A 12,424-nucleotide genomic window follows, 5' to 3' on the forward strand; every position below is an offset into this window, starting at 1 on the left:
CCGCGGCAACACCGACGCAGCAGATCCCGCGAGGACCGGTGCCACCAACCCCGCCTGCGGAGCCGGTGGCATCCGCGTGGGCGGCGCCGAAGGCACCGGACGAATACGACGAGCCGGACCCCTACACGCGACTCTCGGAGCGCAAGCGCCCCGCCGTCCCGACCGCACGCATCCACACCAGCACAGGCGAGTCCGGGGCCTTCACGACCACGGCGCTCATCGGCCGGCGGCCTGCCCCTCAGCCCGGTGAGGCCGTCGAGCTTCTACTCACCACCGACGACGGCACCCGCCAGGTCTCCCGCACTCATCTGCGCCTCGAATGGGATGAGGGCGCACTCTGGGCGACCGACCAGGCAGCCGCGAACGGCACGCTCATCGAACGCACCGGAGCCGTGACCGTGGAGCTCACACCGTGGAAGCCGTACCGGCTGCAGAGCGGCGACGTCGCCGTTCTCGGTGACGTCCGGCTGACGATCACGCTCTCAGGCGCCGAGGACGGAAACCTCGCATGAACGTCGCCGCTTGGAATACTGGTCCCTCAACAGCTCCACCTTCCGAACCCGATCGGAACAACTATGAGGACCACACCCCGTTGAGTGAAGAGGACTACTGGGCGCAGTTCCCCGACACCCTCACCACTGCGGACGTCGCCAAGATCATCCGCACTGGCGCTCCCGCCGTGCGCGCACGCCTGCGCGACGGCATCATCCCCGGCCACCGGATCGCTGATTCGTGGGTCATGTTCAAGGCCGAGATCCGCGCATGGCTGGCCGCGACGAGCAACCGACCCATCCCGGCCGGCGAACCCGTCGACGTCCTGGCGGACTATCCCGACGAGCTCAGCTACCGCGACCTGATGCAGCTGTTCCGCGTCAAGTACAAGGGCACCATCTACATCTGGCTCGAGCAGGGGCACATCCCCGGCTCCTTCGTTGGAAACCGCTGGATCGTGCACAAGTGGCGCCTGCGCGAACTCCTCGACGAGACGAGCAATCAGCGCCCCAGCGGTGAGGACGCCGAATGACTCCGACACGCCGCCCCGCCTCACATTTCGTTAACGCAAACGCGGTTAGCGTTCGAGGCATGGCACGCAACGGCATTGGCCGCCCCAGCAAGGGCGAGCGCGACGCGATCCTGGCGAAGCCTCCCGTCACCTTCGGCGCGATTCTCAAAGAGAACGCCGACAAGGAGGGGCTGAGCTACGGCGACTACCTGCTTCTTCTCGCCGCCGAACAGCTCAACATGCCGCAGTACGCCCCCAAGCCCCCGCGCAACCGCGCGGCCGAACTCGATATCCCCCGGGAGGCCAGTTCCGCCGCCGCATAAACGAAAGAGCCCGCCGTTTCCGGCGGGCCCCTCAAGGATTCGTTGCTCTGAGTCCAGGTCGCCAAACTCACGACTCGAGAGCTTCCACATTCCAAGTCCGGTGAAGCCGGAGGCTTCGTCGTTCCCAGAAGGAGTTGGGGCTGACTATACCAAGCGCGCGCCTCGGCGCCAGCGTTTCCCTCGCACACACTCGCGTGTCGGAGCCTGATCGGGCCTCCGCGTGGGCGACTACCCGCGCCCTCACGCTGCGCGACGTCGTGCGCGCAGCAGCGCAGGACGCCAGCGGCGAGATCCTGAACGACTACAGCCGCGACTGGTCCGTGAACGCGATGCCCCCACGGACCACCTGGGCCATGTACCTCTCGGCCGACAGCCGCACGTACAAGTACCTCTGCTTCGACCTCGACAGTAGCCGCGGAAACGCGCCCTACGACGCCGGCAGACTCTCCCTCTGGCTCGATGAGCTCAATGTCCCGCACCTCGTCTGCGAATCCGGCCCCACCGGCGGCCGTCACGTCTGGGTCGGCCTCGCAGCGGCCGTCGACGGCGCAGCTGTCCGCGACCTCGCCCTGCTCGCCACACAGCTGCTCCCCTCCCTCGACCCCACCCCCCTGCTCAACCCCGCCACAGGATGCGTGCGGCCGCCCGGAGCCCCCCACCGCCTCGGCGGTGTATCCGTGGCCCTAGGGCCGCTCGCACCGTTCACCACGCAGCCCGTCCCGCCCGAAGCGGTCACCGACCTCGCCGCATTCCTCGTCGACGCCGGCGCCGAACTCCCCACCGTGGAGCTCGCAGCCCTGCACGGCATGGCCGTCGACCAGGACGGCCACCCCTACATCGCGGGCCCCAAGCGGGCCCTCAGCCCGCGAGTGGCCGCACTCATCGACGAGACCCCCGCCGCGGATGCGTCCTACACACTGGCATCCGTCCTCGCCGGCTGCGCGCACTCCCGCTGGCGGTACGCCGACGTCCTCGAGCTGGTCGACTCCCCCGCGTTCGAGCACGTCCGCACCATGCGAACCAAGCGAGGCCAGGAACGCACGCCACGCACCGCGACAGGCCGCGCCCGCACGCTCACGAACGCATGGAACAACGCCGTCCGCTACGTCGCCTCACACCCCCTCAACGGTGCCGGCGACGACGCCGACTACCTCGCCCGCTCCAACCGTGCCGTCGCGGCCGTAGAACGCGCCCAGGAGCGCGCAGACGCCATGCCGGGGCTCTGGGGCGCGGACCGCGCCTCATCGGCGGCACGACGCCACACCGGGACGCACAGCACCCGCGCCGTCCTCGACGCCCTCTGCCTCTACATCGCGCAGTCCGCGCAGCTGACCGTCGAGACGGACGTCCGGCGCCTCTCCGCCGACACCGGCTACGGGCGCACCACCGTGCACACCGCCCTGCAGCGGCTCTCACAGCCCGTCACAGACGACCCCGAGTCAGCGTGGATCGTCCGCGTCGGAGATCCCGAAGGACCGCACGGACAGCGCTACCGCCTCTCCCAGAAGTTCTCCACAGAGAACTACCCTCACGACCGGACACAAGTGCCTGCACGCCCCGCCGGTCCCCCTGCCCAACCCACACGCGCCTATTGGCTGAGCCACCTCCACAACCGACTGCGCCCCCTACGCCACGACACCTTCGCTGCACCCCGCAGCCTCGGCCGCACCGCAGGGATCATCTACGCTGCACTGCACCCTGACGCGATCGCCACCGTCGACGAGCTCCGCACGACCACCGGCCTCGACGCCCAGCGGATCAGGAAAGCTCTCGACCGCCTCACCTCTCACGGACTGGCCCACCGTGGACCGGCCGGATGGATTCGAGGCGATCACGATTCCCTCGACCAGGCCGCCGACGCCCTCGACGTCGCCGGCTACCTCGAGCGGCGACGCGCCGCCTACGGCAACGAGCGAGCCCGGTGGGAATGGTGGAACGCCGAACTCACGTGGATGAGGAAACCCAACAAGAAGCGCCGAGGCCGTCGAGCGGCCACCGGTGTCGCATTGTTCGCGCAGAACGATCGTCCCGACTACGCACGGTACCCACGAGGCCCTGACGGTCGAGGCGACCACAAACAGGCCCTCCAGCTCGTGCGAGCCGGCATCCTCTCCCCCGCGGCCACGCTCGACGCGGCCTGACCCTCACCGAGGCGCCCGGAGCTGCGCTCCGAACGGTCGAGCCGCGCCGCGGCCGGTTCTCTCGTTGTCCGTCTGCCTGGCCGCCGAATCGTAGTTCGCTCCCACGGCTGCCGTGCGGGGCTTTCGCGGCATATCCTCCCTCGCTGCGCTCAGTCCGGTATTCCACGACCCCGCACTCTCGCCGCTCCGCTCTCAAACGATCCTCTTGCCAGACAGGCGAACAAAACAGTTGATCGGGAGAGAGAAGATCATGGCTGAGACCACCGCCCACACCGGGACTATCGAGCACATCGACCCGCAGAGCCTCGTCATCGAGGCCAACGTGCGCCCCAGCGCACCCATCACCGCCCCCTTCGTGCAGAGCATCCGGGAGAACGGCGTCCTCACCCCCGTCCTCGCCCGACGCGACGACCACGGCAACGTCCTGGTCCGCGCCGGTCAGCGACGCACCCTCGCCGCCCGCGAGGCGGGACTGAGCACGATCCCCGTCTACGTCGTCGAGGCAGCAGAAGCCACCGCCGAGCGGATCATTCAGCAGATGGTCGAGAACGACCAGCGCGAAGCACTCACCGAAGGCGACCGAGCCGCCGCGTTCCAGCAACTCGCATTCGAGGGCATGAGCGTCACCGCAATCGCCAAGCGCACCGGCACCAAGGCCAAAGAGGTCAAGACTGCCCTCACCGTCGCGGAGAACCCCGTCGCGACAGCGGCGATCACCGAGCACCCGCTCACCCTCGACCAGGCCGCCGTACTCATCGAGTTCGACGACGACGCCGACGCCCGCGCCTCACTGATCGAGGTCGCCACCACCAACCCCAGCCAGTTCGAGCACGCCGTACAGCGCGCCCGCGACGAGCGCGAACGCGCCCAGATCAAGGCCACCGCCGAAGCCGACCTGACCGCACGCGGCTACACCGTGCTCCCCCAGGAACCCGGCTACTACGACACCGAATACACCGCGATCCGCGACCTCGTCACCAGCGACGGCGACCGCGTCACCGCCGAGCACATCGAGAACCTTGAAGAGCGGTTCGCATCCGTGCGCGTCTACTACGGCGGGGAGCCGTCCACGACCTATTACCTCCGCGACTACAAGAGCGCCGGATTCCGCAAGGACAGCGGCGCAGGAGCCAACAGCGGCCCCATGACCGACGAGCAGAAAGCCGAACGCCGGACCCTGATCGCCAACAACAAGGCATGGGCATCCGCCGAAACCGTGCGGCGCGAGTGGCTGACCACATTCCTCGCACGAAAGACGCTCCCCAAGGACACCGCCGCCGTCATCGCCCGAGGACTCACCATCCACCGGAACGCCGTCAGCACCGGCACGCGCGACGGGAACCGGCTCGCACACGAACTCCTCGGCCTGGAACCCTCCGGCTACTTCGAGGCCGACAAACTCGCCACCCTCGTCGAGCAGAACCCCGCCAAGGCCACCCACGTCGCCCTCGCGATCATCCTCGGAGCCGTAGAAAGCATCACCAGCAAGCAGACCTGGCGCTCACCGTCCCACACCGACCGCGACTACTTCACCCAACTCGCCGCATGGGGATACGGGCTCAGCGACGTCGAGCAGATCGTCACCCACGATCCCGCAGACCTCACCGAGACCGACGACCAGGACTGAACCGCGCGGGGGCCGCACAGCGGCCCCCGCCACTCCCCCAGGAGGACGAACCATGCTCACCCTCACTACCGAGACCGGCCACACCCTCACCGCCGATACCGACGTCGAGCTCGCAGCCCTATGGGCCGATCACGACAACGGCGAAGGATGGGACGACGACCTCAGCCCGTTTGATGAGCACACCATCATGGGCGGATACATCGACGCGGTCTACGACGCGAAGGCCGGCGCGATCGCAGGGTGCAGAGTCAGCGAGGGGTGATCCCCTCGCGCTCCCCGATATCTCAGTGATATCAATCGGACCGGCCAAGGCCGGCCTGTGCCCGACCCCTACGGGATCGTTTTTTTGCCGTGAAGCCTTCGGCAGCATCCGGTCGGCCGCCCTCCGCGCAAGTGCTTTCGCGGCATATCCTCCCTCGCTGCGCTCAGTCCGGTATTCCACGGTCACTTGCACTCCGGTTGGCGCTCCCTCGCGGCGACAAGTCGCCTTCACGGCAAAAAAACGAGAGGGAGAGAGAACCCAACATGCTCACGATCACGCACACACACGAGGCCGGAACCATCATCGAAGGAACCGCCAAGGGCGACGGCACGGCCGAAATCCTCAAGGCCAACTGCTGGCGCTGGGGCCGAAGCATCGGCGCGTGGTACGTCCCCAACAGCCGCGACCGGCTCCCCCAGGACCACATCATCACCCGCACCGCCGCCGCGCTCGAGGCGGCAGGATTCCCCCTCGCCCCGCTGCAGATCGACCGCACCAGCCGGAGCACTGCCGAGGTCGAGGCCGGCAAGATCGCACGCCAGGCGGACCGCGTCGACGCGCTCGACGCCAAGGCCGACCGCAAGACAGCCACCGCCGAAACCCTCTGGGACGCGCACATGCGCGACGTGGCACGCCTTCCCGAAGGCGGCGAGCCGATCAAGGTAGGCCACCACTCCGAGCGCCGCCACCGGCACGCGATCGACAAGGCGCACAGCAGCGCCCGACGCGGCATCGACGCCCACCACGAGGCCGAGGAAGCAGTCAGACGCGCCAACGCGGCCGCCGTGACGACCGACGCGCGCTACAACCCCGTGACCGTCGCCAACCGCATCGAGAAGATCGCCGCCGATATCCGGCGCGTCGAGCGGCGCATCGAAGACGACGTCTACGACGCAGAAACCGGATACCGCCCGGCAACCGCGGAGCAGAAGGCGAAGCGAGCAGCGCACTACGCGCCGCAGCTCGACGAGCTGCGCGACCAGCTCGCCTACTGGGAACAGGTACGAGCCGACCAGATCGCAACCGGTAAGGCCACCGGCTACTCCCCCGCCACCGTCCACAAGGGCGACGCCGTGAAGATCCGCGGCCACTGGCGGCGCGTGGCCCGCGTGAACACCAAGACCGTCAGCGTCGAAACCGGCTACAGCTGGACCGACCGCGTCGCCTACGCCGAGATTCAGGACCACCGAACCGCGCACGCTACGGCCGAGGAGGTCGCACGATGAGTCAGCGAATCGTCGTCATCGAGAACCGCGTCAGCAAGACCAGCGACGTCGTCGCGCAGGGACGACAGGTCAGCTACCGCGCCCAGGAGCTCGACTACTACGCCCAGCGCGGCTACACGCTCGCGCACACAGCCACCGTCGACGGCCCCGATCACGTGACCTTCGTGGACACCCTTACGGCCGACGACCCCCAGTGACAGGCGGAGGGGCGACCTCGGTCGCCCCTCCCCACCCAGCTCGCGCCGGCCTCCCTCCGGTCGGCCGGCCTGCGAGGGGCGACCCCCTCGCGCTCCCCCAGTGATATCACTCTGAAAGCGACTTGATAGCGCTTATGTTTGATGCCATAGTGATATCACTAAGGTTTCATTATGAAACCGATAGCACATCGACACCACTTCAATACCGGTGCGATATCAGAGTGAAAGTAGAGTGAAACCATGATCATCCTCATCGGGAGTCAGAAGGGTGGCCCTGGCAAAACGACCATCGCCGTCAATCTCGCCGTCGAGTTCGCCCGACAGGGCAAGGACGTGTGCCTCGTCGACGCCGACCCGCAGCGCTCCGCCGCTCGCTGGCACGCCGACCGCGAGGAACAGCGGCACGCGCCCGCGATCGCGTGCGTCGAGAAGCTCGGCAACATCAATCAGACCCTGCAGGACCTCGCCGGCCGCTACGACGTCGTCGTTGTCGACGTCGCCGGCAAGGACAGTAGGGAGATGCGCACCGGCATGGTCGCCGCAGACACACTCGTCGTCGTCGTCCGCCCCAGCCAGCTCGACCTCGACACCCTCGGCCACATGAGCGAAGTGATCGACCAGGCCGTTGACCTCAACCCGAGCCTCGACGTGCGAGGGCTCATCACGCAGGCGCCGTCGAACCCGAGCATCACCGAACGCCACGACGCGGGGGAGTACCTGGCCGACTACCCGCGCATCCGTCCCCTCGACACCGTCATCTACGAGCGCAAGGCATACCGCGACGTGATCGGGGAAGGTCTCGGCGTCGTCGAGTGGAACAACCCCAAAGCCAAGAACGAGATCCAGGCCCTCGCAGCAGAGTTGGTGTCCTAATGGCGATCAAGAAGCGCACCCCCGTCGATCCCGCCAAGATCGAAGCGTTCGGCGCAGCCGCCGACGCGCCCACACAGGAGGTTGAGGCGCCGGCACCTGCACCCAAGGCGCAGCCGGCATCCCGGCCTGCGCCGCGGGCGACCAGCGCGGGGGAATGGCCCGAGGGCACGTCCAAGACCTTCCTGCTCCGATGGAGCAAGAACCCCGAGCTTCCCGCCCTGCTCGCAGAAGTCGCAGAGCTCGAGGACCGCACCCAGCAGAAGACCGCGCTCCGCGCGCTGCAGCGCGGCCTCGAGGTCATACGGGCCGAGCACAAAGGCTGACGCTCGCCGTGGCTCGCTTTCAGAGTGATATCACCGTGAAAGCACGCCGCCCTGCGGGCTGTTCCCGCCGGCACGGAGACCGACGCTCAAGAGGCGCCGCTACGCGGCCCGCACCATATCCCGCAGTCTTTGACCTGTCCGGCTGTCGAGGATACGTCGGCTCCACGTCGGGCCAACGGCTTTCGCGGCATATCCTCCCTCGCTGCGCTCACTCCGGTATTCCACGTCCGTTGCTCCCTCCCGCTCCGCTCGCCGTAAATCCCTCGATTGCCGGCAGGCAAAGAAAAACGGTTGGTTGAGGGAAGGGCAGAGCAATGGCTGAGCGGATCACGGTCTACACCACAGGCCCCAGCTGCGCACGCTGCACGCTGACCAAGAACGTGCTCACCAGCAAGGGAATCGAGTACGACGAGGTGAACATCCGAGACAACGAGGATGCCCGCGCCTACGTCGTCGATGACCTCGGCTACACCGAAGCACCCGTGGTCGTCGTCACCGACGAGGATCACTGGTCCGGGTTCCGCCCCGACCACATCAACCGCATCGCAACCCACTGAGAAGGAGAACGACCATGTCTATCCGCACCATCACCGGAAACCTGGCAGCCGATCCCGAAGTTGTGCAGGCGGGAACCATCCAGATCACCAAGCTCCGCGTCATCGAGAACACGGGGGAGTACCGACAGGGCAAGTACCAGCCCCACGACACCCCTACCACCCACTTCGTCGAAGCACGGTTCGAGCTCGGACAGAACGCCGCCGCCTCACTCCACCGAGGGGATGCCGTCATCGTCATCGGACGCGAGCACACCACCAGCTGGGGCGACGAGGGCAACAAGCAGTACGGCCGCGTCATCGACGCTGACAGCATCGGCGCCGACCTCACCCGCGCCACCGCCGCGATCACCCGCAACGCGCGCAACGACCAGCAGCCCTAACCCGCTGCGCAGCACGCCCCCGGCCGACCTCTCTCCCCGGCCGGGGGCATCGCTGTGCCGGGAGAATGGACACATGCTGGGAACTCGCACACCGCCCCCGCGACGTCGATGAGGCCACGCGCGTGGAGCTCGAGGCGCCGTCCTCCGGCGTCGCGATCGAGCAGCTGCGATCGAGGATCCCAGCAGAAGAAGTCATCCTCTTCGTGCGCCAGATCGGCTAGAACACGCGCACCAAGCCGCAATCCGGGCAACGCCAGACCGGGGGAGTCGGCGGGTTCCACGACGGCTGCAGCTGCACCAGGCAGCGCTCACACGTGGGGGAGAAGCCCGGCCACTCGTCGTCATCCACGACGCCAGGAAACCAGGATGCCGGCGGCGACGCAGAAACCATCCATAGGGCGCTCAGCGCCCGCCAGGAGAGGCCGGCGTGACCGCCGAGGCCCACACCCACGCCTTCATTTCCGTCTCGCCCACGCGGAACCTGATCGCGCAGGCATCCGCCGTCCACCGGCAGACCTCCGCGTCGACGAGCGCCGGCGTCGCGCCGAACCGCACCCACGCCTTCGCCGGCTTCGGCCGCGGGTCGATCGTCACCGGTTCCATGTCTAACCGCAGTTCAGCGCTCGAGAGCGACTGCAGGGGGCCGGCCTCCGCAGCGATCCGCTCGAGGATGCGCGTATCCATCTGATGATCGACCGCCGCGGCGTACCGCTTGTTCGTGCCCACGGCGAACCCCCTCGAGCCGCCAGGATACCTAGGTTAGAAGCTTTGTTCTAACTTTCGAGATCCTCTTCGGGATCCTCCGGGGCCTCGGGATGCACCTCTTCCGCTAGCCGCACGGACACTTCCTTGTCCGTGTCACTCACGACCAGACCGTTCGCCCAGAACTCGTCCTCGGCGCTCGCGTCCAGGTCAAAGCGCAGGAGAGCGTACGAGTGATAGAGCGGACGGTCATATCGGAACGTGCCCGTGGAGGTCTTGCGGACGAGTGCGGAACGCTCCGGTGTCTGCAGCTTGCGAAGGTAGGTCGTCAGGTTTCCCGGCGGATACAGCGGATGGTCCTTCTTGATCTGAGCGAGGATCGCAGCGTGCGTTGCACCGCTGATTGGGAGTTGAGCCAGCGCCCGCAGAATGATTGCGTAGTTGTGGTACCTGCGGGTGGTTGGCTGCTCGAGGGCGATGTCGAACTTGTCCTTCATGTCGCCACCGCGGGTCCGCACGTAAGCAGCTTTAGCTTCGGTTAGCGCCGCGGGTGTCACCATCACTGTCGTCTCGACTGTGGATCGCACGTCGAGCGCCTGACAGCAAGCGGAAGCAAGAGCGTGCGTGATGCTGGCGATGCCCACTGAATGCCGCGTGATTGGTTCCATCACTTGAGTGAAATCGACGTTCAGGAGGGCGCCACCCTGGCTCAAGATTGCCTTGAGCTGCTTGTCAGTGAGGGGCGGGATGGGGATATCGGCTAGCCGGCCCCCCATGTTTGAGGGTGCTCGAAGTATCTGGCCAGCGGTATCAGATACGCCGAGAACGATGATCCGCAGCTTTGGATAGTCGGGGGACGCGTCGCTAAAGACTTTCATCGCATCCGAGATCTGAACTCGAACATCTGCGGTGACCTTATGGGCGTCCTCGATCACCCAAACCAGTCCTTTTTCGCCCAATCGCACAGCCAATGCCTCGGACGTGACTTGGGCAGCGACGACAGCCTCCCAGTCGTCCTGCTTGCTGGCCTCCCACTCGGCATCCACGTGAACCTCTGCGGGTACCAGAGCGCCGCCGCCCAACTTGGTGCCGCCGCCGACCGTACGTGTGTCCGAGTTAGTCGTCTTTGTCCAAGCCCCTGCTTTGATCGTGTCGAAGGCGGAGGCGAGTATCTGCTCATACGTCGTTGACTGCTCGCAGCGAGTCGTCACGAAGGGTTGATCCGTCTGCTTGAGCACGTTCCGCACGAGAGAACTTTTGCCGGCTCCAGATTCCCCCCAGACAAGGATCTGAGTGCCGCGCTCGTCGAGGGTGTTGAGGAGGTCCCTTTCCTGCGTTGGGCGCTTCACGAAGCCCTTGTCGGCAGGTTGCCCGGGCGTAAATACCTCAGCTAGGTCGTACTTGCGCGGCAGCTTGGTGGTCGTCGCTAGTAGCTCTGTGCTCGAATCGACGACCTCGCCGGAGCCCTCGAGCGACGGCTCAGGCGCCTGAATACCGTTCCGCTTACTGAATAGTCGGCTTAACCACTTCATGTGTTTCCCCCCCTGTCGGTCAGCCTAGCTAGAGCGGCCAGCGCGCCGCGGTGCATTTGCGTCCGCCCAGCCCTCCGCAAACGATCGTTTTTGGTGCGCTCGGCAGGGGGGTGCCCGACGACCCCGACACGCCGAGGATGGATCCACCGAAAACCCCCACCGAAACCCAAACGCACCGAAACCTGTGCGCTACCGTTTTCGGTGAAGCCCGTCGACGAGTGACGGCGGATACCGGGGGGAGTGGCGTGTGAATATCGTCGGCTATGCCCGCGTCTCGACGAGGGATCAGAACCCCGCCGCCCAGGAAGCCGAGCTGCGTGCAGCCGGCGCCGGTCGAGTATTCATCGACCAGGGGGAATCGAGCCGAGTGAGCGATCGCCCGCAGTGGATCGCTTGCCTCGACTATCTCCGACCGGGGGACACCCTTGTCGTTCGCGCTCTCGACCGTGTCGCCGGCAGCGAGGTCATGGCGATCGAGCTCATCCGGGATCTCGCCCGCCGCGGCATCCGCCTGCGCAGCCTTACCGAGCCATTCCTCGACGTCGACACGTCGACGCCGATGGGGGAGGCGATCGTGGGCATCATGGCCGTTCTCGCGCAGTTGCGGGTTTCGACGATCCGAGACAACACTCGCCGCGGCCTCGAGCACGCGCGCAGCCAAGGGCGGGTCGGAGGCCGGCCCTCGGTCATGACTGACGAGCGCACCACGGCCGCGGTGCAGATGCGCGACAACGGTGACAGCGTCGCGAAGATCGGGCGCACGCTAGGCGTCGGCGCATCTAGCGTCGCTCGCGCTCTCGACCGGTACTACCGCGAACAGCTTCAACAGACGACGACGAAAGAGAGTGAGACCACACGATGAACCGTGACGCAGCAGACCAGGTGGTCCAGTCCACAGGCGTCCTCGCCATGGCCTACTACCCGGAGATCCATGCGGACGATGCGGACTACTCGATCGGTGACGACGTCGACTTCGTGCTGTCCGATGCCGGCGAGCTCGAGCCCGCCGACATTGCGGCGCTGCGCGACCTGGTCGCGCGGACGATCATCGACCCGACGAATCACCGCGAAGCACTGATCGAGTACGTGTTCGGACTGGTGCCTGACGGGGGAGAGAACTCCTGAGCTCCGACGACGCTTCCGAGGACGCCGCCGCACGTAAGCGTGCGCAGGACCGGCGTTGGCGCGAGGCGAACAAGGAGCACGTTGCCGCGCTGCGAAGAGCCTGGCGCGCCAACAACCTCGAGCGACACCGCGAACTTAATCGCCTCTCGGAAC

The 12,424-nt window shown here is 66.7% G+C and carries 16 protein-coding genes; 14 read left to right on the forward strand and 2 right to left on the reverse strand.

Annotated elements, in window-relative coordinates; translation table 11 throughout:
* From C7474_RS14605 to C7474_RS14660, 12 genes are all read left to right on the forward strand, one after another.
* A partial coding sequence (locus tag C7474_RS14605; protein WP_147436730.1) for an FHA domain-containing protein occupies positions 1-512 on the forward strand: 512 nt, incomplete at its 5' end.
* Positions 513-592: 80 nt separating this feature from the next.
* A complete protein-coding gene (locus tag C7474_RS14610) occupies positions 593-1,024 on the forward strand; it encodes a helix-turn-helix domain-containing protein (protein ID WP_121061248.1) in 432 nt (143 codons plus the stop codon).
* Positions 1,025-1,083: 59 nt separating this feature from the next.
* Entirely contained in the window at positions 1,084-1,326 is a 243-nt protein-coding gene (locus C7474_RS14615) for a hypothetical protein (RefSeq protein ID WP_121061251.1), read from the forward strand.
* A 194-nt stretch (positions 1,327-1,520) separates the two neighbouring features.
* The gene (locus tag C7474_RS14620; RefSeq protein WP_121061253.1) at positions 1,521-3,467 is read left to right on the forward strand and encodes a hypothetical protein; all 1,947 of its coding nucleotides are present in this window, start codon (positions 1,521-1,523) and stop codon (positions 3,465-3,467) included.
* Positions 3,468-3,717: 250 nt separating this feature from the next.
* Positions 3,718-5,094, forward strand: coding sequence for a ParB/RepB/Spo0J family partition protein (locus C7474_RS14625; protein ID WP_121061255.1), 1,377 nt, complete (start codon positions 3,718-3,720; stop codon positions 5,092-5,094).
* 52 nt (positions 5,095-5,146) lie between these two features.
* Entirely contained in the window at positions 5,147-5,356 is a 210-nt protein-coding gene (locus tag C7474_RS14630; RefSeq protein ID WP_121061258.1) for a hypothetical protein, read from the forward strand.
* Between the two features lie 263 nt (positions 5,357-5,619).
* Complete coding sequence (locus C7474_RS14635) at positions 5,620-6,582, forward strand: DUF3560 domain-containing protein (protein WP_121061260.1); 963 nt, start codon at positions 5,620-5,622, stop codon at positions 6,580-6,582.
* Entirely contained in the window at positions 6,579-6,779 is a 201-nt protein-coding gene (locus C7474_RS14640; RefSeq protein WP_121061262.1) for a hypothetical protein, read from the forward strand. The genes C7474_RS14635 and C7474_RS14640 overlap by 4 nt, the downstream gene beginning before the upstream one ends.
* A 240-nt stretch (positions 6,780-7,019) precedes the next feature.
* On the forward strand, positions 7,020-7,652 hold the full coding sequence (locus C7474_RS14645) for an AAA family ATPase (RefSeq protein ID WP_121061264.1): 633 nt from the start codon (positions 7,020-7,022) through the stop codon (positions 7,650-7,652).
* A complete protein-coding gene (locus C7474_RS14650; RefSeq protein ID WP_121061266.1) occupies positions 7,652-7,975 on the forward strand; it encodes a hypothetical protein in 324 nt (107 codons plus the stop codon). Before C7474_RS14645 ends, C7474_RS14650 begins: the two co-directional genes overlap by 1 nt.
* A gap of 314 nt (positions 7,976-8,289) precedes the next feature.
* Positions 8,290-8,532 carry a glutaredoxin domain-containing protein gene (locus C7474_RS14655; protein WP_121061268.1) on the forward strand — a complete coding sequence of 81 codons (243 nt, stop codon included), beginning with the start codon at positions 8,290-8,292 and terminating at the stop codon, positions 8,530-8,532.
* A gap of 14 nt (positions 8,533-8,546) precedes the next feature.
* On the forward strand, positions 8,547-8,912 hold the full coding sequence (locus tag C7474_RS14660) for a single-stranded DNA-binding protein (RefSeq protein ID WP_121061270.1): 366 nt from the start codon (positions 8,547-8,549) through the stop codon (positions 8,910-8,912).
* A gap of 402 nt (positions 8,913-9,314) precedes the next feature.
* Here C7474_RS14660 and C7474_RS14665 read toward each other — a convergent pair whose 3' ends face one another.
* Positions 9,315-9,638: a hypothetical protein gene (locus C7474_RS14665; protein ID WP_121061272.1), complete on the reverse strand. Its 324-nt coding sequence runs from the start codon at positions 9,636-9,638 to the stop codon at positions 9,315-9,317.
* 47 nt (positions 9,639-9,685) lie between these two features.
* Positions 9,686-11,146 carry an ATP-binding protein gene (locus tag C7474_RS14670; protein WP_121061274.1) on the reverse strand — a complete coding sequence of 487 codons (1,461 nt, stop codon included), beginning with the start codon at positions 11,144-11,146 and terminating at the stop codon, positions 9,686-9,688.
* 247 nt (positions 11,147-11,393) lie between these two features.
* Between C7474_RS14670 and C7474_RS14675 the strand changes: the two genes are divergently transcribed.
* The gene (locus C7474_RS14675; protein ID WP_121061276.1) at positions 11,394-12,008 is read left to right on the forward strand and encodes a recombinase family protein; all 615 of its coding nucleotides are present in this window, start codon (positions 11,394-11,396) and stop codon (positions 12,006-12,008) included.
* A 20-nt stretch (positions 12,009-12,028) separates the two neighbouring features.
* Positions 12,029-12,271, forward strand: coding sequence for a hypothetical protein (locus C7474_RS14680; protein WP_158597358.1), 243 nt, complete (start codon positions 12,029-12,031; stop codon positions 12,269-12,271).
* The last annotated feature ends 153 nt before the right edge of the window (positions 12,272-12,424 follow it).

This window comes from Microbacterium telephonicum (assembly GCF_003651225.1).
Classification (GTDB): Bacteria; Actinomycetota; Actinomycetes; order Actinomycetales; family Microbacteriaceae; genus Microbacterium; species Microbacterium telephonicum.